Annotated in this window: 20 protein-coding genes; 11 read left to right on the top strand and 9 right to left on the bottom strand. The window is 68.0% G+C overall.

Annotated elements, in window-relative coordinates; translation table 11 throughout:
* Nucleotides 1–251: 251 nt before the first annotated feature.
* From ABZW96_RS22315 to ABZW96_RS22325, 3 genes are all read right to left on the bottom strand, one after another.
* A complete protein-coding gene (locus ABZW96_RS22315) occupies nt 252–1157 on the bottom strand; it encodes an aromatic prenyltransferase (RefSeq protein ID WP_355077312.1) in 906 nt (301 codons plus the stop codon).
* A 120-nt stretch (nt 1158–1277) separates the two neighbouring features.
* The gene (locus ABZW96_RS22320; protein ID WP_355077314.1) at nt 1278–2198 is read right to left on the bottom strand and encodes a hypothetical protein; all 921 of its coding nucleotides are present in this window, start codon (nt 2196–2198) and stop codon (nt 1278–1280) included.
* Entirely contained in the window at nt 2198–2596 is a 399-nt protein-coding gene (locus ABZW96_RS22325; RefSeq protein WP_355077316.1) for a hypothetical protein, read from the bottom strand. Before ABZW96_RS22325 ends, ABZW96_RS22320 begins: the two co-directional genes overlap by 1 nt.
* Nucleotides 2597–2735: 139 nt before the next feature.
* Between ABZW96_RS22325 and ABZW96_RS22330 the strand changes: the two genes are divergently transcribed.
* Nucleotides 2736–6899, top strand: coding sequence for a CHAT domain-containing protein (locus ABZW96_RS22330; RefSeq protein ID WP_355077318.1), 4164 nt, complete (start codon nt 2736–2738; stop codon nt 6897–6899).
* A gap of 39 nt (nt 6900–6938) precedes the next feature.
* Here ABZW96_RS22330 and ABZW96_RS22335 read toward each other — a convergent pair whose 3' ends face one another.
* Together ABZW96_RS22335 and ABZW96_RS22340 are read right to left on the bottom strand one after the other, a co-directional pair.
* Nucleotides 6939–8717 carry an NERD domain-containing protein gene (locus ABZW96_RS22335; protein WP_355077320.1) on the bottom strand — a complete coding sequence of 593 codons (1779 nt, stop codon included), beginning with the start codon at nt 8715–8717 and terminating at the stop codon, nt 6939–6941.
* A 151-nt stretch (nt 8718–8868) separates the two neighbouring features.
* Complete coding sequence (locus ABZW96_RS22340; RefSeq protein ID WP_355077322.1) at nt 8869–9894, bottom strand: hypothetical protein; 1026 nt, start codon at nt 9892–9894, stop codon at nt 8869–8871.
* A gap of 56 nt (nt 9895–9950) precedes the next feature.
* On the opposite strand from ABZW96_RS22340, the gene ABZW96_RS22345 reads away from it, so the two are divergent.
* Nucleotides 9951–10394 carry a MarR family transcriptional regulator gene (locus tag ABZW96_RS22345; protein WP_355077323.1) on the top strand — a complete coding sequence of 148 codons (444 nt, stop codon included), beginning with the start codon at nt 9951–9953 and terminating at the stop codon, nt 10392–10394.
* Nucleotides 10395–10433: 39 nt separating this feature from the next.
* Here the strand turns inward: ABZW96_RS22345 and ABZW96_RS22350 are convergent, their stop codons facing one another.
* Nucleotides 10434–11066, bottom strand: a complete 633-nt coding sequence (locus ABZW96_RS22350) for a TetR/AcrR family transcriptional regulator (protein ID WP_355077325.1) — start codon at nt 11064–11066, stop codon at nt 10434–10436.
* A 71-nt stretch (nt 11067–11137) separates the two neighbouring features.
* Between ABZW96_RS22350 and ABZW96_RS22355 the strand changes: the two genes are divergently transcribed.
* From ABZW96_RS22355 to ABZW96_RS22375, 5 genes are all read left to right on the top strand, one after another.
* Entirely contained in the window at nt 11138–12667 is a 1530-nt protein-coding gene (locus tag ABZW96_RS22355) for an NAD(P)/FAD-dependent oxidoreductase (protein WP_355077327.1), read from the top strand.
* On the top strand, nt 12664–13494 hold the full coding sequence (locus ABZW96_RS22360) for an SDR family NAD(P)-dependent oxidoreductase (RefSeq protein ID WP_355077329.1): 831 nt from the start codon (nt 12664–12666) through the stop codon (nt 13492–13494). Before ABZW96_RS22355 ends, ABZW96_RS22360 begins: the two co-directional genes overlap by 4 nt.
* A 21-nt stretch (nt 13495–13515) precedes the next feature.
* Complete coding sequence (locus tag ABZW96_RS22365; protein WP_355077331.1) at nt 13516–14433, top strand: alpha/beta hydrolase; 918 nt, start codon at nt 13516–13518, stop codon at nt 14431–14433.
* A 119-nt stretch (nt 14434–14552) separates the two neighbouring features.
* Nucleotides 14553–16346, top strand: a complete 1794-nt coding sequence (locus tag ABZW96_RS22370; RefSeq protein ID WP_355077333.1) for a long-chain fatty acid--CoA ligase — start codon at nt 14553–14555, stop codon at nt 16344–16346.
* Nucleotides 16347–16473: 127 nt separating this feature from the next.
* Nucleotides 16474–18276 carry a molybdopterin-dependent oxidoreductase gene (locus ABZW96_RS22375; RefSeq protein ID WP_355077334.1) on the top strand — a complete coding sequence of 601 codons (1803 nt, stop codon included), beginning with the start codon at nt 16474–16476 and terminating at the stop codon, nt 18274–18276.
* A 92-nt stretch (nt 18277–18368) separates the two neighbouring features.
* Here the strand turns inward: ABZW96_RS22375 and ABZW96_RS22380 are convergent, their stop codons facing one another.
* The 3 genes from ABZW96_RS22380 to ABZW96_RS22390 all read right to left on the bottom strand — a co-directional run bounded on the left by ABZW96_RS22380 (nt 18369) and on the right by ABZW96_RS22390 (nt 21933).
* Nucleotides 18369–19850 (bottom strand): DHA2 family efflux MFS transporter permease subunit, encoded by a 1482-nt coding sequence (locus ABZW96_RS22380; RefSeq protein ID WP_355077336.1) that lies wholly within the window; start codon nt 19848–19850, stop codon nt 18369–18371.
* A gap of 12 nt (nt 19851–19862) precedes the next feature.
* The gene (locus ABZW96_RS22385; RefSeq protein ID WP_355077338.1) at nt 19863–20561 is read right to left on the bottom strand and encodes a PadR family transcriptional regulator; all 699 of its coding nucleotides are present in this window, start codon (nt 20559–20561) and stop codon (nt 19863–19865) included.
* Between the two features lie 481 nt (nt 20562–21042).
* Nucleotides 21043–21933, bottom strand: a complete 891-nt coding sequence (locus ABZW96_RS22390) for a glycine betaine ABC transporter substrate-binding protein (RefSeq protein ID WP_355077340.1) — start codon at nt 21931–21933, stop codon at nt 21043–21045.
* Between the two features lie 242 nt (nt 21934–22175).
* On the opposite strand from ABZW96_RS22390, the gene ABZW96_RS22395 reads away from it, so the two are divergent.
* From ABZW96_RS22395 to ABZW96_RS22410, 4 genes are read left to right on the top strand one after another with little or no spacing between them, the layout of a single operon-like run.
* On the top strand, nt 22176–23060 hold the full coding sequence (locus ABZW96_RS22395) for an ABC transporter substrate-binding protein (protein ID WP_355077387.1): 885 nt from the start codon (nt 22176–22178) through the stop codon (nt 23058–23060).
* 13 nt (nt 23061–23073) lie between these two features.
* Nucleotides 23074–24222 carry an ABC transporter ATP-binding protein gene (locus ABZW96_RS22400; protein WP_355077341.1) on the top strand — a complete coding sequence of 383 codons (1149 nt, stop codon included), beginning with the start codon at nt 23074–23076 and terminating at the stop codon, nt 24220–24222.
* A gap of 49 nt (nt 24223–24271) precedes the next feature.
* Nucleotides 24272–24940 carry an ABC transporter permease gene (locus ABZW96_RS22405; RefSeq protein WP_355077342.1) on the top strand — a complete coding sequence of 223 codons (669 nt, stop codon included), beginning with the start codon at nt 24272–24274 and terminating at the stop codon, nt 24938–24940.
* Nucleotides 24937–25665 (top strand): ABC transporter permease, encoded by a 729-nt coding sequence (locus ABZW96_RS22410; protein WP_355077344.1) that lies wholly within the window; start codon nt 24937–24939, stop codon nt 25663–25665. The genes ABZW96_RS22405 and ABZW96_RS22410 overlap by 4 nt, the downstream gene beginning before the upstream one ends.
* Nucleotides 25666–25699: the final 34 nt, after the last annotated feature.

Raw genomic sequence — 25699 nt, forward strand, 5'->3', positions numbered from 1 at the left:
CGAAACGAGCGCGGTGACGTCGGCGGACACGTCGTCCGATCATGACGGATCGACCACGTCACAGCAGCCCTGTCACCGGCCCCCAGGCGAACGCCGGTCCACCGATTCCCGGACCGCACAAACTCCGCGCCGACATCTTCATCATCAGGGCGCCGCTCGAGGCGGCCGTCCAACTCCTCCGGTCAGCACCGCTATCGAGAGGCTGTGTTAGCAGGAGTGGACTCTTCAGCTGACACGTCCTGTCGACAGTTCTATGAATCGGACGTCTTCATCCTGTCCAATATCCTGGGCTGCCATTGGTAGAACCAACTGAACTTGTAGGACTCCCCATCGGGCGACGAGGTGGCGGCATAGGTGAATCGACGGTCGGTCGTGCTGATCGGAACTTTGTCGACGAGTTGCTCGAAGCGCGGTTCGATTCGAACCGGGAGCGTTGTCGGGTCCGGTGTTATCACCGGAAAACAGAGGCGCTCGATTCGGCGCGATTCCCAGCTGATGGTGGCGTATATATCGAATGCTTTCTCGGTGAGTGAGAGAAAGTCATCGCTCGGGTCCGGGAGTCCGGCATCCCGGTGCAGCGACACGATGGCGCGGGGTTCGAAATAGTCGGCCGACAGTCCGGGGAAGTACACGTTCATCGTCTTGTCGTGGTAGTCGATACCGAGCAAGCCGACTTTGTCCTCCAAGCCGTGACGTGCGAACATGCCGGCGTGGTCGGCGAGACTGGGCGGCATGGACGGTAGTTCGGCGAGCTCCGAGACTTTCTGCATGCCGTCGGCGGGAAAGAACGGCCAGATTTTCTTGAAGCCGCCGACTACACCGATGTCGATCCCGTAGCTGTGGATCGGGCACCGTTCCCGGACCTCGTCCAGCAGAGCGCCGACCGGATGATCGGTCTCGGAAATGAGTTCGTTGGAAAGGGCGATGTCATAGGGGTCGATGTCGCTCGGCAGCGTCAAGAAGCGGTAGTCGAGGTCTCCTGAGCGGCGGGCGTCGGTGACCACTCGGAGGGAGATCACGGAACGCGTGAGCATCGCGCCGTACGCGGTCAGAGTGGGCCGGACAGCTTCTCGAGTGCAGGGCACGTTCCATAGCCGCGCGGATTCCTCGATGGCCGCGTAGAGATCTTCCAGCTCGGATTCGGTAGTGGTGAACACGCGTCCTTCCAGAGATCGGTGCTACGAGCAACATCACGGTTGCGCCAATTCCATTCAACCAGAATGCAACTCAGCGCCGGATGCCACGTGTGGGAATGCAGGCACCGCATCCATCCATGGTCACGCGGTCGATGAACGGAGGTGGCGGGTGAGGGCATGACCCAGATGCGGGCCGAGGGGACCGGTGTGGTCGATGCCGAGCTGGGTGGCGAGGGTGGTGGTGTGCAGGCGTGTGGCGTTTTCCAGCAGGGTGGCGTAGGCATCGGTGGTAGCGCGGATTCGGTGATGAGCGGTCGCGGCGATGACGACGGCGAGAGGTGCGGCGGGCCACCACCAGACGGTCAGAACGAGGTAGAGAACGGACCAGGCCGCAAGCGTGGTCGCTCGCGAGAGAGCGGTGCGGGCGGTGGTGATCTGCTCGCGCACGGGGTCCGGCAGGACCAGCCACAGCGACGGCCATACGGTCGCCAGGTCGAGATGGTGATCGCGATCGAGTCGAATCGCCGTTGCTTGGATTCGGTCGCCGCTCCAGGTCGGGCGCTCGGGCCGCTCGACCGAAATCCTTGCTCGCGCGCGTGCCGCACGGTGCCTGAGCGCCGGGTCGGGCCGGGACGCCGGATCGGGAGTCAAGGCATTCTGGTATTCACGGAGGTAGTCGGCGTTGGCGCTGTCCCACCGACGCTGACGGCGGGCGAGCGACCACCGAGCGGCGAACCGGACGGGAATCGGCCAAGCCTGCCATTCCGCCGCCAGCACAGCCCGCTCCACAAACGTTCCGATCGATTGTGCGACGAAACCGACCGCCGCGGCGGCTGCGAGAATCGCGGCCAAGACGACGACCTGCCCGCCCGTGCTGGTCACCCCGGGATTTCTGGCGTAGTCGGTGATATGTCGGGTGAGCAGGCCGATGTCCAACGCATGCGCGTGGCCGAGAGTGAGCGCGGTGGCGGTGACCGCCAGATAGAACGCGCCGGGCAACACGAGAAGCGAAAACCATTTCTCGGCCAGCTTTTTGGCGAGTTCACTCCACAACCCGTTCATCAGGAGAGCCGTTCGCGCCGTAATTCCCGTCCGCTGACGGCGCATCGGGGCGGCTCGGCATCGACATCGTCGCGGCCGTCGCAGCGTTCGAGCGGGCAGCGGTAGACGACTTCGATGCTGTGCACGCCGACCGGCACCAGACCGCGATGGTGTCCATACACACCGCGCGCATCGCCGGCCGCCCGCAGAGCGGTGTGCACCCCGTCCAGCGCGGCGGCGATGCCCGCACCGTCCCCCGATCGGACCGAGCTGAGCAGCTTGTGCAGCGGGGTCGAAATGTCCGTCCCGTCATCGCCGAGAGTGCCGCGGATCTCCTGCAGATGACCGCACAGATACGCCAGCCCGGCGGTGACCCGAGTTGCATCTTGCGACGGCGGCAACCGAACCCCCAGGTGCACAGGTGAATACGATGGACACTGCCGCCGAGGCCACGATCCGGCGAGCGTGTCGTGTGATCATATCGCCGTAAACCGTTGTGCCAGGGGTGGCCGTGTGATTAGCGTGGCTCGATAGGGCAGGGGGATGGATGGATGCGGTATGACGATCAACGCCACCATCATCACGGCCGAAATCAAACTGTGGCAACGCAAGCTGACCACGCTGCCGACCGGCCACCCCACGCGGGTGCTGTGCCTTTTCCGCCTCGGTGACGCTTTTTATCGCCGGTTCAAGGCGACAGGGGCCATCGCCGACCTGGACGAAGCCATCGTCTCCCTCAGGAAAGCCGTGGAGGCCACTCCCGCCGGTCACCCGAACCTCGCCGTCATACTGACCGAACTCGGCGGCGGACTCTGGATCCGTTTCCAGCGCACCGGGATGTCGCCCGACTTGGACGAGGCGATCCGGACAGCTCGACGCGCGGTGGACGCCACGCCACCCGATCGCCCCGTGGACGGCCTGCTGGGTTTCATCGCTGCAGCCCTGAAGATCCGGTTCGAGCTGACGGGCGCGATGGCCGATCTGGACGAGATGGCCCGGACAATGCGGCTGACGATCGCGGCCACGCCCACCGATCACCCCGAGCGGGCCCAAAGGATCAGCGCGCTGAGTCGCGCCCTGCGGCATCAGTTCACGTTGACGATGGCGCTGCCCGATCTGGACGAGGCGATCCGACTCGGCCGACAGGCGGTGGCCGCGGCCCCGTACCACCCCGAGCGTTCCAGCATTCTGTCCGATCTCGGGATCTCCTTACGGCTAAGGGCCGAGCGAACGGGCGGGCAGGCCGACCTGGAGGAAGCGATCCGAGTAGGTCGGCAGGCGATAGCCGAAACATCGCCCGACCACCCCAAGCGTGCCGACCACATGACCAGCCTCTGCCGGGCTCTGGTGCACCGGTTCGCACGCGCGGGTCTACCGGACGATCTAGATGAGGCGATCGAAATCGGTCGACGAGCGGTAATGGTCACAGCCTTAGAGCATCCCGACCGTGCCGAAAGTATGTCCATCCTCGGATCAGCGCTACGGCTCCGGTCCGAGCGAACAGGCTCGACAGCCGATCTGGACGAGGCCGTCGCCACCCTGCGGAAGGCCGTGAATGTGGACCTCGTCGACCGAACAGTCCGCCCGGTGTCGCTGTCCGATCTCGGTATCGCCCTTTTGAACCGTTTCGAAAGGACCGGGGCCCAGGCCGACCTGGACGAGGCGATTCAGGTCGGCCGACAGGCGGTGGAAACCGGCTTCGGCCGCTTCGACTTCGGCAACATCCTGTCCGGTCAGGGGGTCGCGGTACTGCGGCGGTTCGAGCGAAACGGCGAAATGAGCGATCTGAACGAGGCCGTCATCACCTTCCGGAAAGCCGTGGACGTCACGTCTCCCGATCATCCCGATCTGGCGAGCATACTGACCAATTCCGCCGTCACCCTGCTGAAGCGGTTCGAGCGGACCGGCGAGCTGCCCGATCTGGACGAGGCGATCGAACTCGGCCGACAGGCGGTGCCAGCCCTGCCCACCGGCCACCCTGACCTGGCCAAAACACTGTCCAATCTCGTTACCTGCCTGGCGAGCCGGTTTCACCGGACAGGCGAAATGGCCGACTTGGACGAAGCGATCCGGATCGGACGGGAGTCGGTCGTTGCCACACCCACCGGCCATCCCGGCTCGGCCGCCACCGGGTCCAATCTCGCGATCTGCCTGGTGAGCCGATTTCACCGTACGGGGCAGACGCCGGACCTCGACGAGGCGATCGCCACCCTCCGGAATGCCGCGGACGTTCTTGCCCCCGACCATCCCGATCTTGTCACGCTGCTGTCCAATCTCGGTGTCGCATTGTGGAAGCGGTTCGATCGAACCGGAGCCCCGGTCGACCTGGACGAGGCGATATACGCGAACCGACGAGCGGTGGCGGCCATACCGGACGACCACCCCCTCCGAGCCCGCCACCTGTCCAATCTAGCCATCCCTTTGCGGATTCGATTCCAGCGAACCGGCGCGATGGCCGATCTGGACGAAGCGATTCGAATGGGTCGGCAGTCGGTCGCGGCCACACCCGAAGACCATCCTGATCTTCCCATCATCTCGACCGAACTCGCGGCCTTCCTGCTGAGCCGGTTCGAGCGGACGGGGATGATCGCCGACGCGGACGAAGCCATAGCCACGCTCCGGAAAGCCGTGGACATCACCCCGGTCGACCACCCCGCTCGCGCCGGGATACTGGCCGACCTCGGAGTAGTGCTTTGGAAGCGCTCCGAGCGAACGGAAACGGCGGATGACTTGGGCGAGGCGATCCGGATGGGCCGGCTGGCAGTCGCGGCCACGCCGACCGACCACCCCGAACGCGCCAACCGACTGTCGAACCTCGCCGTGCCCCTGACGATTCGGTATGAATCGACGGGCACGACACACGATCTGGACGACGCGATCCGTCTCGCCCGGCAGGCGGTCGCGGCCATCCCGACCGGGCACCCTGGCCACGCCGTCATGCAGGTCAACCTCGCCGAAGCTTTGCGGGCCCGATACTCGCGGACAGGCACGGCGTCTGATCGGGAGGAGGCGACGACCGCCTTGCAGGAGGCTGCGGAACTGGCCACAGCGACTCCGTCCCTGCGCATCCGGGCTGCTCGCGGCGCCGCCGAGCTCACCGCGACGGCGCAGCCGGGCCGGGCGGCGGAACTGCTGCGGCGGGCGGTCCGCTTGTTGCCCGAAGTCGCGCCACGTGAGTTGGCGCGGTCGGATCAACAACATGCTCTGGGCGAGTACGCCGGAATCGCCTCCGACGCGGCGGCACTGGCGCTGGACGATCCGTCCACACCGCCGGACCAGCGGCCCGTCCTGGCATTGCAGCTGCTGGAGGCGGGGCGGGCGGTGCTGTTGAGCCAAGCGTTGCAAGTGCGCGGCGACATAGCCGACCTCGCAGACCAGCATCCAGATCTGGCCGCCGATTTCGTCCGGCTTCGGAAACTTCTCGACCGAACTTCCCATGCCGCCGCCGCGTCGGACGCGGCAGCCGACCCCATAGCGGACCGGGCGCGCTCGGCGCGGGAGTTGAACCACGTGCTGGCGCGGATCCGGGCGCAGCGCGGATTCGAGTACTTCGCCCTGCCGCCGTCGGCGGCGGAACTCATCGCTCAGGCCGGCCGAGGCCCGGTGGTGGTGTTCAACATCAGCGGTCACCGCAGCGACGCGCTGCTGCTCACCGCCGGCGGAGCGACCTGTCTGCCGCTGCCCGGCCTGCCGCTCGAGACCGTGATCGACCAGGTTCTCGCCTTCCACGAAGCCTTGCAGGCCGCTGGTCACGGCCGCACCGGGCCGGAGCGGCAAACCGCCCAACGACAGCTCAGCCGGATCCTGGAATGGCTGTGGGACAACGCCGCAGGCCCGGTTCTGGACGCCTTGGGCTACCGCGATCGGTTCCCTGTGGACCGGACCGGCCCGCGGGTGTGGTGGATACCCGGGGGTCTGCTGGGTCTACTGCCCATCCACGCCGCGGGCTATCACACCGCACCACCTGATCCCGCGGGCCGGGCGGTGCTGGACCGGGTTGTCTCCTCCTACACCCCCACCATCGCCGCCCTCCGCCATGCGCGGCGGCGCTCACCGAGCACCGAGCCGTATGCACGCAGGCCCGCACTCATCGTCGCGATGCCTACCACCCCCGGCGTAGCGGGGCGCCTGCACCACGTGCCCGAGGAAGTCCGCACGGTCGCCGCCCACCTGTCGTCGTCGATCACGCTCACCGAGCCGGACTCCGGCATCCAGGTCGATCTCGCTGGAGCGGACTCCGCCACAACCCTTCCGACCAAGGCCAATGTCTTGAATCGCCTGGCCGACTGCGCCATCGCGCACTTCGCCTGCCACGGCACCACCGATCCGGCCGACCCATCCCGCAGCCACCTGCTGCTGCACGACCACGACGCGGACCCGCTCACCGTCGCCGAACTCGCCCCGGTCCACCTCGACCACGCGCGTCTGGCCTACCTTTCGGCCTGCGAAACCGCCCTCACCACCAACACCCGGCTCCTCGACGAAGCCATTCACCTTGCCTCGGCGTTCCAACTCGCCGGATACCCACACGTCATCGGCACACTGTGGCCCATCGACGACGAAATCGCCGTGCAGGTGGCCGACGCCTTCTACGCCGCTCTGGTCACCGACCCGGACGTGACCGATGCCGCATACGCGCTGCATCGCGCCATCCAGGCTGTGCGCGACGCGCTTCCCGCCACCCCCTCGCTCTGGGCCGCCTACCTTCACGCCGGGGCATGAGAGCCGACCCCGATCGGCCCCGCATGCCCGCCTGCGTCGTCAGCACTTCGGCGTGAGCGGAGTGCACAGAGGCAGCAGGTTCATGCGGGCCGGGGTCTCCGTGACGGGCGGCGGTGGGGGAACCGCCTCGGTCGTGAGCACAGGCGCTTGGGTGGGTTGCACAGCGCCGCCGGTGGGGGTCGAGCAGGAGGCGGCCAGTATCCATATCGTGCCGATGACCAGCACGATCAGCGCCACCGCGGCGATCTGTTGCGAGCGGTGGCCGCGTGACTTCGATTTCTCGGAGGTGCGACCGGGGATCCGCGCGGACAGGGCGGTTAGCTGCTCGCGAACCGGGACCCGTGGACGGCGCTCGAGCACAGCCGTCGGCGTGGGTCGGCGCAGCGGCTCGGGCGCGGGGGTGGGCGTTGACCACGATGCGGGCCGGCTCGGCGGAGGCGCCTGCACCGGACGTGGACTCCGAGGCCGGTCGGCGGCGGGCTCGATCCACGACGACCAGTTGTCCGTGAAGGACGACGGTGCGGGCTTCGCCGCGAGTCGGCCTTCGAACCGAGGCGGCTCCGCGTGCTCGGCATCAGTTGTCGGGTCCGACGCCGCGGGATGTGATTCGGGCTCCGGCGCGAGGTATTCCGGCGCGAAGGGATCCGCCTGGGCGGGTTGCGCCTGCGCAGCTACGGCGACAAGTGCCTGCGGGGAATGCGACTCTGACGCGGACACCTTCTGGCTGCCGCCTGGCACATCCGTGTACTCGAGTGACTGTCCAGCCGTCGACGACGCCCCTTGGGCTCGCTGTGCGCTTTCGGCACTGGGCCGCGTCGACGGCTCGAACTCCGAGCCCTCGTGCTCGTCGACAACCTGCGCGGCCACGGTTCCCGAGGCGTCGGTCTGCTCCAGCGCAGGCATCGCGGACTGCGACGCGGGCGACTGATCTACCTGCGGGACCTGCTGATAACCCTCATCTGCCTCGTCACCGATTTCGACGGTTCGCGTCGAGCCGGATTCGCTGAGTCGCGCAGCATCCGGATCGAGGTCGTGCGGCTCGGGCACGGCGTCGACCGGTGGCGCGTCCGAACCAGCCGACACGTCGTCGGTGTCCGAATCCTCGCTGGACGTCCTACCCTCGAGCTCGGGAGCCTTCCGCGTCACGCTCTCCAACGCCGCCAGCGTCCCGGCCCGTAACTTCCGCTCCGCCGGAAAACCATCCGCCACCAGGTCGTCGATGGTGATCTGGTCGCCCAGGTTCAAGTCCGTCAGGAGGGCGTGGGTGCGTTCGGCGGTCCAGATGAGCTTGCGGCTCGCGGTGCGGTGGAACCACGCGCGCAGGTCGGCCTGCCCGGCTCCGAGCACCACCGCGCATCCGCGCCTGCGCGACTCGATGTTGAGCGTGAGGTTCGAATCCTTGGGCGGCACCACGACGATCAGTCCGTCGACGAAGGCCTCGGCATTGTGCTTGCGCACCAGCGTCTTCAAGTTGAAGACGTTGTTCGTCACCTGGTCGAACGGGCTGCTGTCGTGGTCGCGCACGTGGATCGGGTCGCCCGCGTAGCCGGACAGCCGCCAGCGGCCGTTGGCCTGTACCGACAGGACACCGCTCGTCGCCTCCGGGACGGTGCCCTTGACCTCGACGACGACCGCCGCCCTGGGGGTGATCACCACCAGATCGGCTTCCTGCGTTTCGTCCTTGCGCTCGCGGTCGGGTAGGTAACACCCCGAGATCGCGAGTCCCACAATGACGTACTGGCCGGTCCAGCTCCGCATCCAGTCGAGCACGCGCTGTTCGGATCGCGGCGCCGTCGTTCGTTCATTGATGACCAACATCGGCGGCCTCCATCGCCGTCCACACCATCGACCACACAACGGTATGCGCCGGGATTTCCGCCACAAAATCGAAAGGCACTGGAGCAGCATGATATTGGCAGCACAAGGGCGTGCGAAGGACGGCGTGTGGGCAGCGCCACACTCGGGTGCGTCAGACCCCGACCGCTTCTTCGATCTCTTCCTCGGCCGCATGTTCCGTGACGCCGACCGTCTCGGTGCGCGCGGCCGTGCGCAGCCTGCGCTCGTAGCCGCCCGCCACCAGGACCAGTCCCGCACCGGCCGCCAGCCACAGCACCAAGCTCAACACCCGGTTGCCGAATCCCGCACCGCCGTCGAAGTACAACAGGGTGCGCGCGCCCTCGACGAAACCCGCTCCGTTCCAGAACGAATGCAGCGCGCCGAAGAAATCGTTCTGCAGCCACGGCCCGTACACGCCGCCCGATGTCGTGAAGTTGAGCATCACGAACAGCACCATCATCGTCAGCGTGGTCCAGCGCCGTAAGAAGGTGTGCAGCCCGATGCCCACCGCGAGAATCCCAGCCGAATACAGCCACGACATCGCCCAGACGGCGGCGTAGTCGTGGTCGACCACATGGAATACCGGCCCCGCGACGCCGAGTCCGATGACGCTCACCGCCAGCGACGTGACCAGGCCCAGCAGTGCGCGAACGCCCATGCTCAGTCCCGCCCCGGCCGCGCCGATCGCCGCGACGCTGCCGTAGGAGCCGATGCTCAATGCCACCAGCAGGAAGAACAAGCCCTGCGCGGTCGGATCGCCGGTGCTCGGCGGAGCGATATCGGTGACCTCGACCGGTGCGCCCTGCTGGGCGGCGATCCGGTCGAAGACGGCCTCGGCCGCCATCGCCGTGGTGTCGGAACCAGCCTTGGCGACCAGCGCTTCGTGCGATTCCGGCACGTAGGCGCCGGCCAGTGTCCGCTCCCGCAACTGCCGCACCGCCTCCTCCCGACCTGGCAGAGTGACAACCTCCAGCGCGTCTCCGGCCCGGTCCTTCAGCGTCTGAGCCAGCACCTTGACCTGCGGTGCGTCACCCACGATCGCCACCTTCAGGTGGTTCGGCTCGGGCTGGTGGAACGCGCCCAGATACGCCAGTGCCATGCCGAGGCACATCAGCAGTGGGGTGAGCAGATGCGCGGCGACATGCCGTAGTTGGTGCATGAGACGACTCCCCAAAAGGTTGGTAAATACAACTATCTTCGTTGTACTATACAACCATGCGGCAATCTCCGGCATTCCCCACTCGCTCGACCGCGATCCACACCATTCAGCGCGAGCTCACCGCATTCGCCCGCCGAGCCCGTGGCCGAGCCGCCGAACTGCATCCGGAACTGCCGCTGGTCGCGTCGAGCATCCTGGACCTGGTCATCGAACGCGACGGCTGCCTGGCCACCGAACTGGCCGAACACTTCCTGCTGGACAAATCCACGGTGAGCAGGCAGGTGGCGGCGCTGGAACGGCTCGGGTATCTCACCCGGGAGGTCGATCCCGCCAATCGCCGCAACCACATCCTGCGCGCCACCCCCGCCGGGCAGCGGATCGCACGGGAGGCCGAGCAGCGCCGCCGGGAGGCGTTCGCGGAACGGTTCCGCGACTGGGACGACGAGGACCTCGCCGAACTCGCCGGGTACCTGGTCCGCTACAACGCGGCGGACGGCTGATCGGCCCACGGCCGGCGCGGCGGACGCGAGCGAGCCCCCTCAACCTCGCAGCGCCGCGGCCAGATCCGGGTCCACGGAGAACGCGATGGCGATCAACGATTCGACCAGCAGATCGATCAGCTCCGTACGCGAGATGGGCTCCGAGCGCAGCCAGGTGAGCGTGGATTCCTCGACGAAGGCGATCCAGCCGCGCATGGCGAGCATGAGGCGGGGGTGGTCGGATTCCACAATGGGAGTGGGAGTCTCCGCGAGAATGATCCCGATGATCGCGTCGCGGGTCTGGTCGACCAGCGGGGCCAGGTCGGGGCTGACGCTGGTGGGGCCGCGTAGCAGCGCCAGATAGGAGGTCCGGTTCTCCGTGACGTACTCGATGTAGCGCTCGATCGAGTCGCGCAGCATCTCGAACAGGCCCAGCGAGCGGTCCGGGGCGACACGCTCGAGCAGTTCGGCGTTGGCGTGGTGCACGATCGCGAGCTGGAAGTCCTGCTTGGTCGGGAAGTAATGGAACAGCAGGCCGCGGGAGATGCCCGCCTCGGCGGCGATCTCGCTGACGGAGATGTCCTCGATGGAACGCTCGCCGAGCATCTTCGCACCCAGAGTGATCAGCTGCTCGCGGCGCTCGTCGGGACTCAGCCGCGTGCGCTTGGGGGCGTCTCCCTGGGTTCTCGTCACGCGCCCAATCCTACTGAACGTCAGTCAATACACTGTTGACTCGCGCTCAATAGGACCGTAGGCTCCATTACATGAGTCGCAAGGTTACAGACAAAGCTGTCGCCGGCCGACCCGCGCGCCACGCCAAGACGATCATCATCGGCAGCGGGTTCGCGGGCCTGGGTCTGGCCATCCGGCTGACCCAGCAGGGGCGCAACGACTTCCTCGTGCTGGAGCGCGGCAGCGACGTCGGGGGCACCTGGCGGGACAACACCTACCCCGGCGCGGCCTGCGACGTGCCTTCGCACCTGTACTCCTACTCGTTCGCGCTGAACCCGAACTGGTCGCGGTCGTTCTCCCGGCAGGGCGAGATCCAGCAATACATCCAGGACGTGTCGAAGCGCTACGACGTGCGTGACAAGCACATCTTCGACTGCGACGTGACCAGCGCCCGCTGGAACGACGAGACCGCGCTCTGGGAGATCGAGTCGACCAAAGGCAGCTTCACCGCGAACACGGTGGTCTCCGCGGTCGGCGCGCTGTGCGAGCCCGCGCTGCCGGACATCAAAGGCATCGGCGAATTCGAAGGCGAGATCTTCCACTCCGCCCGCTGGAACCACGACGCCGACCTCACCGGCAAGCGGGTCGCCATCATCGGCACCGGCGCCTCGGCGATCCAGATCGTGCCTGCCATCGCCCCGAAGGTCGGCCACCTGGACGTCTACCAGCGCACGGCGCCGTGGCTGCTGCCGCGCCTGGACCGCCCGTACACGAAGGCCGAGCGAATGGCCTTCAAGTACGTGCCGGGTCTGCAGCGACTATCCCGCGCGGCCATCTACGCCGCGCGCGAGACCCAGGTGGTCGGCCTGGCCAAGGTGCCTGCCCTGATGCAGTTGTTCGAGGCGATCGCGAAGGCCAAACTCCGCCACGAGATCCGCGATCCGCAGCTGCGCGCCAAGGTCACGCCGAATTTCCGGATCGGCTGCAAGCGCATGCTGATCTCCAACGACTACTACCCCGCGCTGTCGCGCCCCAACGTCGACGTGGTCACCGACGGCATCGCCGAGGTGCGCGCGAACTCGATCGTCACCGAGGACGGCACCGAGCGCGAGATCGACGCGTTGATCGTGGCGACCGGCTTCCACGTCACCGACTCCCCCACTTACAACACCATCGCGGGCCGTGACGGTCGCACTTTGGCAGAGGTATTCGACGAGATCGGCCAGCAGGGCTACAAGGGCTCCGCGATCGCCAATTACCCCAATTTGTTCTTCCTGCTCGGCCCGAACGTCGGCCTCGGGCACACCTCGATGGTGTACATGATCGAATCTCAGATCAATTACATCGCCGACGCACTGGCTACCATCGACCGCCTCGACCTGCGTACCGTGGAGGTGCGCCGCGACGTGCAGGATGCCTACAACGCCGACCTGCAGGCGAAGCTGGCGGGCAGCGTCTGGCTGACCGGCGGGTGCTCGAGCTGGTACCTGGACAAGCACGGCAACAACACCACGCTGTGGCCGGACTTCACTTTCGAATTCCGTAGGCTGACCAAGACATTCGACGTGGCGGCGTACGACATCTCCATTTCCCGGGCCGATTTGAAAGCAGTGGCATCGTGAGCAGTGACGCTTACTTCGAGAACAAGGTATGTGTGATCACCGGAGCGGGTTCCGGGATCGGCCGTGCGCTGGCAATGAATCTGGCCCGGCGCGGCGCCAAACTGGCACTGTCGGACATCGACGTCGACGGTTTGAACGAGACCGTACGCCGCTGCGAACAGCTCGGCGCCGAGGTCAAGTCCGACCGGCTGAACGTGGTCGAACGCGAAGCGGTGATCCTCTACGCCGACGCGGTGAAAGCGCACTTCGGCACGGTGCACCAGATCTACAACAACGCGGGCATCGCCCACCACGGCGAGGTCATCCGCTCGGAGTACAAGGACTTCGAACGCGTGATGGACGTCGATTTCTGGGGCGTCGTCAACGGCACCAAGGCGTTCCTGCCGATGGTCATCGAGTCCGGCGACGGCCACGTCGTCAATGTGTCCAGCCTCTTCGGCCTGATCGCGATTCCCGGGCAGAGCGCCTACAACGCGGCGAAGTTCGCGGTGCGCGGCTTCACCGAGTCGCTGCGCCAGGAGATGCTGGTCGCGCGGCACCCGGTCAAGGTCACCTGCGTGCACCCCGGCGGCATCAAGACCGCGGTCGCGCGCAACGCCACCTACGCCGAGGGCATCGACGCCAAGTCGGCCGCGACGATGTTCGACCGGAAGCTGGCCATCCACACCCCGGAGATGGCGGCGCAGACCATCGTCGAGGGCGTGCGCAAGGGGCACGGCCGCGTGCTGATCGGCTGGGAGGCCAAACTGCTGGATCTGTTCGTCCGGGTCACCGCGTCGGGCTACCAGCGGATCGCGGCCAACGTCGAACGCCGCTTCCTGCCCTGACCCGGATTCGAGGAACGACGAATGCGGGACATCGACCTGCCACTGCCCCTCGCGCGGGCGATACTGAATCCGATCTTCCGGGTCACGCTGAACAAGCGATTGCCGTTCACGGTGCAGCGCAGGCTGCTCGACGTGACTTCGCGGGCGCAGTTGCTGCCCGCGGGCGCTGTCGTGCGGCCCGTGCGCCTCGGCGGCAGGCCCGCCGAGCGGATCGATTTCGCGGACACCTCCGAGCACGGTGCCGTGCTCTATCTCCACGGAGGCGGATACGCGGTCGGCTCGGTCGCGACACATCGCTCGCTCGCGGCCCGGCTGGCACGAGACATCGGTTGCGCGGTCTACGTGCTGGACTACCGGCTCGCGCCGGAGCACCCCTTCCCCGCGGCACTGGACGACGCCGAGGCGGCGTTCCTGGAGCTGGTGGCGACCTCGGGACTGCGGCCGGACCAGATCGCCGTCTCCGGTGACTCCGCGGGCGGCGGTCTGTCGCTCGCGCTGGCGCAGCGACTGATCGCCCGGCACGGGCAGACCCCGGCCGCGCTCGGTCTGATCGCGCCGTGGGCGGACCCGAACGAGATCCCGGAGCGGGAACGCGATCTGGTTATCAACAGGCCCTGGTCACGCGCCTGCGCCGCCGCTTACCTGGGCGACAGCGATTCCGCCGACCCGGCTTACGCACCCCTGACCGGCGAACTGCGCGGCCTGCCGCCGACCTACGTGCAGGTGGACGTCAGCGAACTGCTGCACTGGCAGTGCGTCGCGCTGGTCGCCGCGCTGCGCGAGGCGGGGGTACACGTGCGCTTCACCGAGAGCAAGGGCTTGTGGCACGTCGCTCAATTGCAGGCCGCGCTGGCGGCGCCCGCAGCGGCCGCGCTGTGCGAACTCGCCGAGTTCCTGCGCGAAGCGATTCAACCGGCGGACCTGCGCGAACTAGGATGAAATTCGAGCGGGTCCCCAGCCTGCGGTGATGTACGGAGGCGATTGGCGGTGGTCGACCTCACGGGCCCGGCGCAGGTGTCGTAGATTACTGGCGAGTAAACCCACGTGGAAGGGCACTGATGCGAGAGTTCGAAGTCCCGGCTTCTTACACCATTCCGGATGACGCGAACAATTCCGACAACGTCTTCCGCCACGCCGAGCAGTCGCCGAATACGGTGCTGTTCAACGTGCCTAACGGCAGTGGCGGCTGGCGGGACGTCACCGCCGCCGAGTTCGCGAAAACCGTTACCGGGGTGGCGAAAGGCCTGATCGCTTCGGGTCTCGAACTCGGCGATCGCGTCGCCATCATGGCCCCCACCCGCTACGAGTGGGCCGTCCTCGACTTCGCCATCTGGGCCGCGGGCGGCTGCACCGTCGCGATCTACGACAGCTCCGCCGCCGAGCAGGCCAAGTGGATCCTGCAGGACTCGGCCACCAAGCTGCTGGTCGTGGACAGCGACAAGCACCGGAAGGTGATCGACGAGATCGAAACCGGGGCGCTGCCCGAGCTGCGGGAGATCCTGCAGATCGACAAGGGCGCGGTGGACGAGTTGCTCGGCCGCGGCGCCGACCTGGACGACCAGGCCGTGCACGAGCGCCGCGCACAGGTCGGCGCGCAGTCGCCCGCCACTCTGATCTACACCTCGGGCACCACGGGCCGCCCGAAGGGCGTCATGCTGACCCACGCGAACCTGTACGCGGAGTCCAAGTCCGACCGGATCGCGCTGAACAAGTACGTCACCGAGGGCAAGAAGACCCTCATGTTCCTGCCGCTGGCGCACGTCTTCGCCCGCGCCGTGGCGCTGGCCGCGTTCGACGCGAAGGTGGTCGTCGCGCACACCGCCGACTGGTCCACCCTGGTCGAGCAGTTCGGCAGCTACCGGCCGCACTTCATCCTCTCGGTGCCCCGGGTGTTCGAGAAGGTGTTCAACAGCGCCAAGCAGAAGGCGCACGACGGCGGCAAGGGCAAGATCTTCGACGCCGCCGCCGATACCGCGATCGCATGGAGCGAGGCGCTCGACAACGGCGGACCGGGCCTGGCGCTGAAGCTGAAGCACGCGCTGTTCGACAGGCTGGTGTACGCCAAGCTGCGCGCCGCGCTCGGCGGCCAGTGCGAGGCCGCCGTTTCCGGCGGCGGACCGCTCGGCGCGCGGCTGGGCCACTTCTTCCGCGGCGTCGGCGTGACCATCTACGAGGGCTACGGCCTCACCGAGACCACCGCGGCCATCGCGGTCAACACCCCGGAGCACATCCGGGTCGGCTCGGTCGGGCGGCCGATCGAGGGCCACGCCGCCAAGATCGCCGAGGACGGCGAGCTGCTGCTGCGCGGCTCGGTCGTGTTCAGCGGCTACTGGGGCAACGCGGAGGCCACCGACGACGCGTTCGAGGACGGCTGGTTCAAGACCGGTGACCTCGGCGCCATCGACGGGGACGGCTTCATCACCATCACCGGCCGCAAGAAGGAGATCATCGTCACCGCCGGTGGCAAGAACGTCTCCCCCGCGCTGCTGGAGGACTCGCTGCGGGCGCACCCGCTGATCAGCCAGGTGATGGTGGTCGGTGACGGCCAGCCCTTCATCGGCGCGCTGATCACGCTGGACCCGGAGTCGCTGCCCGGCTGGAAGGAACGCAACAGCCTGCCCGCCGACACCCCCATCGAGAAGCTGATCGAGAACCCGGATCTGCTCGCCGAGGTGAACGCGGCGGTGGCCGAGACGAACAAGAAGGTGTCGAAAGCCGAGCAGATCAAGAAGATCCGCCTGCTGACCATCGACTGGACCCAGGAAACCGGCGAACTCACCCCGAAGATGTCGCTCAAGCGCGCCGTCGTGATGAAGCAGCACGCCGACGACGTGGCGAACATCTACAACTGAACCGATCGCGGAAAGGCGCTGTCCGTTCGCGGGCAGCGCCTTTCGCGTGTCCGGGTCCGTCCACGACGATCCGTGCGCTGTCGCGGATGCCGGACCGAGCCGGTCGACCGGCAGTAGTCTCGATGCCATGGCCGATCTGCGACTGCGTGTGGTGGCCGGGATCGTCTCGGCGGGCCTCACGCTGGGTGTCGCCGAATTGCTCGCGGCCTTCCTCGGCCCCGACAGCGCGCCGCTGCACCTTCTCGGTTCGGCCGTGGTCGACCACACGCCCGACGGTGTGCGGGAATGGGCCATCACCACCTTCGGCACCAACGACAAGGCCGCGCTGTACCTGATCATGAGCGTGATCGCCGTCCTGGTCGCCGGCGTGGCCGGAGCGATCGAGCGGACCACCCGTGCCGCCGGGTCGTGGTTGTTCGCCGTGTTCGGAGTGATCACCGCTTGGGTGGCGGTGGCGCGCACCGGTCTCACCGCCGCGTTGCCGACCGTCGTCGGCGTCGCCGTCGGCATCTACTCGCTGCGAGCGCTGACCCGTCGCATCGACGCGGCGGTCGACAAGTCGCCCGGTGCGAGGCACGCGGAAACGCCATCGTCGGCCGCCCCTGCTCGAACCGTGGCCGAAGGTTCGGCTTCCGCCGACCGAGATCACTCAGAGCACGCCGATGTCGCCGACGGGCAGAACCGGGCGATCACCGACGTGGACTCGCGTCCGGACTCATCGGTGCACCGGCCAGGCACCGAACGCCCTGGTGCGGGCGAGAACCTCGCCGCCGCGGACGAACCGGGAAGGGTCGAGGCCAGACCGGCGGGTGAGGCCTCGCCCGCATCGGCCGCCGGGGCTTCGGAGCTCAGCTCGGCGGCTCCGGAGCGCAGGCAAGTCTTGCGGGGACTACTGGTGGCCGGTGGGCTGGCCGCGGTGACCGGAATCGGCGGACGGGTGCTCGGCGCCCGCCGCAGCGACGTTTCCGGCGAGCGAGCCGCCGTGCAGTTGCCGGAGCCGTCGGCACCCGCCGAGCCGGTCGCTCCCGGCGTGGACCTTCGTGTCCCCGGACTGACGCCGTACCTGACCGCGAACGACGATTTCTACCGGATCGACACCGCGCTGATCGTGCCGCAAGTGTCCAAGGACGGCTGGTCGCTGCGGATCCACGGCATGGTCGACCGCGAGATCCGGCTCACCTGGGCGGATCTGGCGCTTCGCCCGGTGGAGGAACACCTGGTCACGCTGGCCTGCGTGTCCAATCCGGTGGGCGGCGACCTGATCGGCAACGCGCGCTGGCTCGGTTACCGCGTGGATCAGCTGCTCGCCGAGGCGGGACCGCACCCCGACGCGGACATGGTCCTCTCGCACAGCGCCGACGGCTGGACCGCGGGCACGCCGCTGGCGGTGCTCACCGACGGACGCGACGCGCTGCTCGCGGTCGGCATGAACGGCGAACCGCTGCCGGTGCGGCACGGGTATCCAGCCCGGCTGGTCGTGCCCGGTCTCTACGGCTACGTCTCGGCCACCAAATGGGTGACCGAACTGGAAGTCACCCGCTTCGACCGCGCCACCGCGTACTGGACCCGCCGCGGCTGGTCGGCACTCGGCCCGATCAAGACCGGCATCCGCATCGACACTCCCCGTGCCCGCGGCCGCCTCCAGCCGGGCCGCATCCCCATCGCCGGAGTCGCGTGGGCACAACATCGCGGCATCCGAGCCGTGGAAGTGCAAGTCGACAACGGCCCCTGGCAGCAGGCCCGCCTCTCCGAAGAGCAGTCCATCGATACCTGGCGCCAGTGGGTCTTCGACTGGGACGCCACCTCCGGCCCGCACACCCTCCGCGCCCGCGCCACCGACGGCACCGGCGAAACCCAAACAGCCGAACGCCGCGACGTCATCCCCGACGGCGCCACCGGCTACCCCTCGGTCACAGTCCAGGTTGCCTGAGCGCGACCGGACCGCCCCTGCACCGTGCCTGCACGCCGACGAAACATGCCCCGCAGAAGGATCCTCTTCTGCGGGGCATGGGATTTCGGCGGTCAGCTCGCTACGGCGTCGGCCTCGACCCGTTCTTTCTCGAGCCGCGGCGGGGCCGACTCGCCGTGGCGGATGAACAGTACCGAGGCGGCGACGCCGATCAGCAGGACGGCCGCGGGGAGCAGCGCGGACTGGCCGAGCGCGGTGCTGAAGGCATCCTTGACGAACTTTGGGAGCGGGCCCCGGCCCGCGCCTCCTTCGGCGACCGGGCCGCCGCCCAGGCCGTTCGCCGTCATCCTGGCCGCCACCAGCGCGCTGATCGCCGCGCTGCCGAGCACCGAGCCCACCTGGCGGGTGGTGTTGTAGACACCGGCGCCCGCGCCGGCCAGTTGGACCGGCAGGTTGTGCGTGGCGGTGGACGCCAGCGGCGCCCAGATGCAGGCGTTGGCGAAACCGGCCAGCGCCGCGGCCACCAGGAACCAGACCAGCGACGAGTCCGGCTTCATCAGCGCCGCGAAGCAGAACACCGACAGCGCGAACAAGCCGAAGCCGATGGTGGGCACGATCCGCGGGTGCAGCTTGTCGGCGAACTTGCCGACCAGCGGGGCGGAGAAACCGGTCACGATCGCCATGGGCGCGAAGACCAGCGCGGACTTGGTCGGCGACAGCTCCCGCACGGCCTGCAGGTAGAAGTACGTCGGCACCATCAGGGAGGTCACCGCCGCACCCATCGCGGCGATCGCGGCATTGGACAGCGCGAAGTTGCGATCGCGGAACAGGCTCAGCGGCAGCAACGGCTCGCCCTTGTTCCTGGCCTGGTTGACCAGGAACACCGCGAGCACCACCAAGCCGGCGCCGATCAGCAGCCAGATGCGCAACGACCAGTCGTAGGTGTTGCCCTCCTGGATGCCGAACACCAGCAGGAACATGCCGACGCCGCTGAGCAGCACACCGGGGATGTCGAACTTGTGCTCGTGCGTCGGCAGCGCGGGCACCAGCCAGACGGCCAACGCGAAGGCGACGACGCCGACCGGGACGTTCACGATGAAGATCCACTCCCAGCCGAGACCGTCCACCAGCACACCGCCGAGGATCGGGCCCACCAGCGTCGCCAGGCCCGCGACGCCACCCCACAGGCCCATGGCGGCGCCGCGCCGGTCGGGCGGGAAGGTCCTGGTGATCACGGCCATGGTCTGCGGCGTCATCAGCGCGGCGCCGATGCCCTGGGCGGCGCGTGCCGCGATCAGCATGCCGATGGTGCCGGACAGACCGCACCACAGCGACGCGGCGGTGAACACCGCCAAGCCGATCAGATAGATGTTCTTGGGGCCGAATCGATCACCCAGCCGTCCGGTGACCAGCAGCGGCACCGCGTAGGTGAGCAGGTAGGCGCTGGTCACCCAGATCACCTGGGAGATGTCGGCGTGCAAGCTGGTCATGATCGCGGGATTGGCGACCGCCACGATCGTCATGTCCAGCAGGATCATGAAGAAGCCGACGACCAGCGCGACCAGCGCCAGCCACGGATTGCGTTGTGTGGACATCTGTTTCGTTTCCTAACTCGGATGATCCGAAAATCTCGGGTCGGCGGCCGCCACAGCGCCGGGCGGCACCGGCAGCGACACCGGGGTGTCGGCGGCCGGTTCGGCCGCGGAGCGTTCGCCGGTCACGGGGTCGAAGTCCTCCCACTCGAGTGCGCCGCCGGCCAATTCGGCGGTGAACTCCTTGACCCAGGTGAGTTCGGCGGCGAGGATCGCCCGCAGATACGGCAGGGAGATCCAGTAGCGGCGGGGAACGACGTGCTCCTCGGCCCAGGCGATCAGCATGTCGGCATCGGCCAGTTCGGTCTCCAGCACGCCGATTCGTTCGCGCAGCAGCGTGAGCGCCTCCGTCTTCGGCAGATTGTGCAACTCGCCCAGCGCCACCGGGAAGATCGGATACTCCGGAACGGGTCGCCGCACGATCTCGGCGATCCGGTTGCGCAACGCCTCCCTGCCGCGCCCGGTGATCCGGTAGGTGGTGCGTTCGGGCCGGTTGCCCGCCCGGTCGACGCCCTCGGCGTGCACCAATTCTTGGTCGGCCAGGCGGGACACGGTGTGGTACAGCGAGCCCGGCCGCACCTTGACCAGCTTGTCCTCCCGCCGCGCGATCAGCGTCTGGAACATCTCGTACGGATGCATGGGCCGCTCCTCCAGCAGTGCGAGCACGGCGATGGCCAACGGCGTCACCGACGGATGCGCCTGCCCTTGCCCCATGCTTGTTCACCTCCGTCACTCGGTCGTCTCGGCCTTCGGCCGCCGACGCTGCGAGCCTGCCGCCGCCCGGCACGCTATCGCCCGGTCCCGACATGCTCCACGCTAAATATTCCACGTGGAATATACGGCGCGGAGCTGCCTGCGAACAAGACGCTGCGACCCGTGATGACCCCCACAATTCACAGCCTCGCGTATCGCGTTCCCGATGTCCCGGCTCGTACACGACGAGAGGCCATCGAGATGTGACTTCTCGATGGCCTCTCGATTTCGGCTCCCGCCGAAGGCCGACGACGTCGGCGACCCTCTCCAGCGCCGTTGCTGTGCGGGAGGGTGTAGTGGCTGCTCAACCAGCCTATGCCGCGGCTCGCAACCGGCGGCAGTGTCGGATGCGACATCTATCGCTCGATTCCCGACAGCAAAGGACGCGAGCTTATGACTCGGCAGTCCCGGCCGACGATGGCAAACGCCGTACGGGGCACGCTTACAAGGAGTGCTTGTCCAACCAGGCGCGCGCGACATCACTCGGTGCGGCGCCGTCGTCCCGGACATTCCGGATCATGGCCGCCAGCTCGTCGGTCGTCAGTTCGCCCGCGACGTAGTCGAGTTTCTTGATCTGCCGCCGGTCGAGCAGTCCTTTGCGGAACAGCGGCAGCACGTTCTCGGCTCGCACGGCGTACTCGTCATCGGACAGCACGGCCAATCCGTCGGTCGCACCGGGCGTCAGTTCGGCGGGACCGCCGAGCAGGCCGACCTGAACCCGGCCTTCCAGCAGCGCTTTCCGCAGTGCGGCGGGATCCGGGAAGGCCACGGTGGCGGCGAAGTCGCACCCGGCGACGCGATCGCTCCCGGCCTGCGGCAGCAGGCCGGGCGTGGCCGCTACGCCGACGGTCAGTCCACCGCAGCGGGGCGCGAGATCACGCACCGAACGCACTCGGTCCTGCGCCGCCGCCTGGGCGGTGAGCAGCACCCGCGGCCGCAGATCGGTGCCGTCGGCGAGATCGGAGACGACCAGCCCCTCGGGCAATGCGGCGCTCACCGCATCTTTCACCTGCTCAGGCAGCCGCGGCGTCGTGTGTTCGTCGAGATGGGCCAGCAGCGCGCCGGTGTGCTCGCCGACCACTTGGACCCGGTCCGCATCGAGCGCGGCGAGGTAGTCCGCGCGGCTGCCCAGTCGCGGGTCCACCGCGGTCCGCACACCGGCGCGCGCAAGCGCGCCCGCATAGATTTCGGCGAGCACGGAGGACTCGATCGAATCACCCGCGCCGACCGTGATCGACGGCTGCGGCTCGTCGTTCCCGCAGGACACGACCAGCGCGACGGAAGCGACGACCAGCAACCGAGCCAGCACCCGCTGTGACGAGGCCAACACCATCCGGCGACACCAACTCTCCGACGACTCGACACGGCCAACAGAAAAACCCGGAAGCGGGCAGTATGGACACCCAGAATGTACCGGCGGCCGCTCGGTGCCGAGACCGCGCCCGCCGTCATGTCGGAAGGACTCTCGTGAAATCCACCCGCACCCCCGGTGCCGCCGCGCACCGGCACCCCGCCGCGCGCGCCGCACTGCGCGGCGCCCGTATCCTCGCCGCCGCGACCGCCCTCGCCGTCGCGATGGCCCTGTCGGCTTGTGGCGATTCCGATCCACTCGCCACCGGCGGCAGCTGTTCGGGAGACGGATTGACCGTCGGTTCGGCGAACTTCCCCGAGTCCGAGACCATCGCCGAGGTGTACGCGGAAGTGTTGCGCGCGAACGGCTTCAGCGTGGATACCAAGCTGGGCATCGGCAGCCGGGAAGCTTATCTTCCCGCCCTGCGGAAGTGCGCCATTTCGGTGATCCCCGAGTACACCGGCAATCTGCTGCAGTACCTGGACAAGAACGCCACCGCCACCAGCGCGGCCGACGTGAACAGCGCGCTCGGCAAGGCGCTCGGTTCCGATCTCGCGATCGGCACGCCCGCGCCCGGCGAGGACTCGGACGCCGTCGTCGTCACCCGCGCCACCGCCCAGCGCTGGAACCTGAGCACGATCGCCGACCTGGCCGCGCACTCGGCCGAGGTGAAATTCGGCGCGCCAGCCGAATTCCAGGAGCGTGCGGGCGGTCTGCCCGGCCTGAAGAAGAACTACAACCTGGATGTCGCGGCGGGCAATTTCGTGCCGATCGCCGACGGCGGCGGTCCCGCGACGGTTCGCGCGCTGGTCGAGGGCCAGGTGACCGCGGCCGATATCTTCACCACCTCGCCCGCCATCCCGCAGAACGACCTCGTGGTGCTGAACGACCCGAAGCACAACTTCCCGCCGCAGAACGTGGTGCCGCTGCTCAACGCGAGCAAGAAGTCGGACAAGGCGCTCGCGGCGCTGAACGCGGTATCCGCGCAGCTGACCACCGCCGAACTGATCAAGCTCAACGAGGCGGTCTCCGGCACCGGCAAGACCGAGCCCAAGGCCGCCGCCGCGGCCTGGGTCGCCGCCAAGGGGCTGAACAAGCCGGTCGGCTAGGGAGGGAGATTCGGTGTCCGATATCGAATTCTCCGGTATCAGCAAGACCTATCCGGACGGCACGCACGCCGTCACCGACCTGGATCTGCGCATCGAGTCCGGGTCGTTCACCGTGTTCGTCGGGCCTTCCGGCTGCGGTAAGACGACCTCGATGCGAATGATCAACCGCATGATCGTGCCCAGCTCGGGGACGATCACCATTGCCGGGCAGGATGTCTCGACCGTCGATCCGGTCCGGCTGCGCCTCGGGATCGGGTACGTCATCCAGAGCGGCGGACTGCTGCCGCACCGGACGGTCGTCGACAATGTCGCGACCGTTCCGGTCCTGCGCGGTGACTCGCGCCGGGCCGCCCGTGCCGCGGCGCTCGAGGTACTCGACCGGGTCGGCTTGGATCGCTCGCTGGCGCAGCGGTATCCGGCGCAGCTGTCGGGCGGTCAGCAGCAGCGCGTTGGCGTGGCCCGCGCGCTGGCCGCCGACCCGCCGGTCCTGCTGATGGACGAGCCGTTCAGCGCCGTCGACCCGGTGGTGCGCGCCGAATTGCAGGTCAAAATGCAAAGGTTGCAGGCGGAATTGCACAAGACCATCGTGTTCGTCACACACGACATCGATGAGGCGATCACGCTCGGCGATCGCGTGGCGGTGTTCGGACGCGGCGGAGTGCTCCAGCAGTACGACGCGCCGCAACGCGTGCTCGCCCAGCCCGCCACCGATTTCGTCGCCGACTTCGTCGGCCGCGACCGCGGTTACCGCGGATTGTCCTTCCGGTCCGCGAATGAGATTCCGCTGCACGAGATCCGGACGGCTGTCACGGATGAGGTGCGCGAACTGCGACTCGACGCGGGCGAGTGGGTGCTGGTGGTCGACACCGACCGCAAGCCGGTGGGCTGGATGGACGTCACCGGCGTCGAGGGATTCCGCGCGGGCCGCGCACTGTCGGACAGCATGTCGGCGGGCGGTTCGCTGTTCACCCCGTCCGGCGACCTGCGCCAAGCGCTGGACGCCGCGATCTCCTCGCCATCCGGAATCGGTGTCGCCGTCGACGGCGCCGGTGCGGTACGCGGCGGAGTGCTGGCCACCGAGGTGCTCGAGCAGTTGGCCGGGCAGCGCGCCCACGAAGACGCCGAACGCAACCGGCACTTCTTCGAAGAACGAGTGCCGTGAACGGACGTGAGCGAGACGGCGTCGTGCACGCCGGAATCCGGAGAGCGGCATGAGATACCTCGTCGAGAACTTCTCGGAGATCATGGGAATCACCGCGACCCACCTCTATCTCGCCCTGGTGCCGCTACTGCTGGGCCTGGTGATCGCGGTCCCGGTCGGCGCGCTGGTGCGGCGAGCGGCGTGGCTGCGCCGGGTCACGGTGACCGCCGCGAGCCTGGCCTACACCGTTCCGTCGCTGGCGCTGTTCGTGATCATTCCTCCGCTCGTCGGCATCTCGGCCATCGACCCGCTGAACGTGATCATCGCGCTCACCATCTATTCCACGGCGCTGCTGGTGATCGCGGTCCCGGCGGCTCTGGACTCGGTGCCCGCCACGGTGCTCGACGCGGCCGACGCGGTGGGCCACGGCCCGCTGCGCCGCACGCTCACCGTGGATATGCCACTTGCCGTGCCGGTCTTCGTATCCAGTCTGCGGGTGGTGGTGGTGACCAATATCGCGATGGTGTCGGTCGGCGCGCTGATCGGCGTCGGCGGGCTCGGCAAACTGTTCACCCAGGGCTACCAGCGCGATTATCCGGACGAGATCATGGCGGGCATCATCGTGACGCTCGCGCTCGCGCTGGTCGCCGACCGGGTGGTGTACGCGCTGGGCCGCTGGTCGACGCCCTGGGTGCGCGCGGACGCCAGGACCGTCAGGGCGAAAGGCACTGCGGCATGAACCTTTTCCTCGACGCCTGGCACTACTTCACCGACGGCGCCAACTGGAGCGGTCCGTCGGGCATCGGGAGCCGCATCGTTCAGCACCTCTGGTACAGCTTCCTGACCGTCGCCGTCTCCGCGGTGATCGCCGTACCGCTCGGCCTGATCATCGGCCACACCCGGCGTGGGGCGGCGGTGCTGGTCGGCTTCGCCAACGCCATGCGCGCGCTGCCCACCCTCGGCCTGTTGACCTTCCTGGTGCTGCTGCTCGGCCTCGGCTTGATACCGCCGCTGCTGGCACTGATCACGGTCGGCATCCCCCCGCTGCTCGCGGGCGCGTACGCGGGAATCGCGAACGTTCCCGCCGACGTCGTGGACGCCTCGCGCGCCATGGGCATGACCGAACGGCAGATCCTGTTCCGAGTGGAGGTGCCCAACGCGCTGCCCATCCTGCTCACCGGGCTGCGCGGCGCGACCCTCCAGGTGGTGGCCACCGCGACGATCGCCGCCTACGTCAACCTCGGCGGCTTGGGCCGCTACATCTTCGACGGCATCAGCCTCTACCGCTACGACCGCATGCTGGTCGGCGCGCTGCTGGTGGCGGTGCTGGCGATGCTGCTGGACGGGCTGCTGGCCTTCGCGGCGTGGGCCAGCGCGCCGGGAACCGGCCGGTTGCGTCGCCCGACCCCGGCCGCGCAATCTGCTCCGCTATCGACCCAGGACCGAGCCACCGTGCCCAACTAGCTCTCCACGTGTCCGCTCAGTCGTCGGTGACGCG

The sequence above is a fragment of the Nocardia sp. NPDC004168 genome (assembly GCF_040610355.1).
Lineage (GTDB): Bacteria > Actinomycetota > Actinomycetes > Mycobacteriales > Mycobacteriaceae > Nocardia > Nocardia sichangensis.

Coding starts and splice junctions, on each gene's coding strand:
- ABZW96_RS22320 (WP_355077314.1), bottom strand. CDS start 2,198: ATGAACGGGTTGTGGAGTGAACTCGCCAAAAAGCTGGCCGAGAAATGG.
- ABZW96_RS22330 (WP_355077318.1), top strand. CDS start 2,736: ATGACGATCAACGCCACCATCATCACGGCCGAAATCAAACTGTGGCAA.
- ABZW96_RS22335 (WP_355077320.1), bottom strand. CDS start 8,717: ATGTTGGTCATCAATGAACGAACGACGGCGCCGCGATCCGAACAGCGC.
- ABZW96_RS22340 (WP_355077322.1), bottom strand. CDS start 9,894: ATGCACCAACTACGGCATGTCGCCGCGCATCTGCTCACCCCACTGCTG.
- ABZW96_RS22345 (WP_355077323.1), top strand. CDS start 9,951: ATGCGGCAATCTCCGGCATTCCCCACTCGCTCGACCGCGATCCACACC.
- ABZW96_RS22355 (WP_355077327.1), top strand. CDS start 11,138: ATGAGTCGCAAGGTTACAGACAAAGCTGTCGCCGGCCGACCCGCGCGC.
- ABZW96_RS22365 (WP_355077331.1), top strand. CDS start 13,516: ATGCGGGACATCGACCTGCCACTGCCCCTCGCGCGGGCGATACTGAAT.
- ABZW96_RS22370 (WP_355077333.1), top strand. CDS start 14,553: ATGCGAGAGTTCGAAGTCCCGGCTTCTTACACCATTCCGGATGACGCG.
- ABZW96_RS22375 (WP_355077334.1), top strand. CDS start 16,474: ATGGCCGATCTGCGACTGCGTGTGGTGGCCGGGATCGTCTCGGCGGGC.
- ABZW96_RS22380 (WP_355077336.1), bottom strand. CDS start 19,850: ATGTCCACACAACGCAATCCGTGGCTGGCGCTGGTCGCGCTGGTCGTC.
- ABZW96_RS22385 (WP_355077338.1), bottom strand. CDS start 20,561: ATGGGGCAAGGGCAGGCGCATCCGTCGGTGACGCCGTTGGCCATCGCC.
- ABZW96_RS22390 (WP_355077340.1), bottom strand. CDS start 21,933: ATGGTGTTGGCCTCGTCACAGCGGGTGCTGGCTCGGTTGCTGGTCGTC.
- ABZW96_RS22395 (WP_355077387.1), top strand. CDS start 22,176: ATGGCCCTGTCGGCTTGTGGCGATTCCGATCCACTCGCCACCGGCGGC.
- ABZW96_RS22405 (WP_355077342.1), top strand. CDS start 24,272: ATGAGATACCTCGTCGAGAACTTCTCGGAGATCATGGGAATCACCGCG.
- ABZW96_RS22410 (WP_355077344.1), top strand. CDS start 24,937: ATGAACCTTTTCCTCGACGCCTGGCACTACTTCACCGACGGCGCCAAC.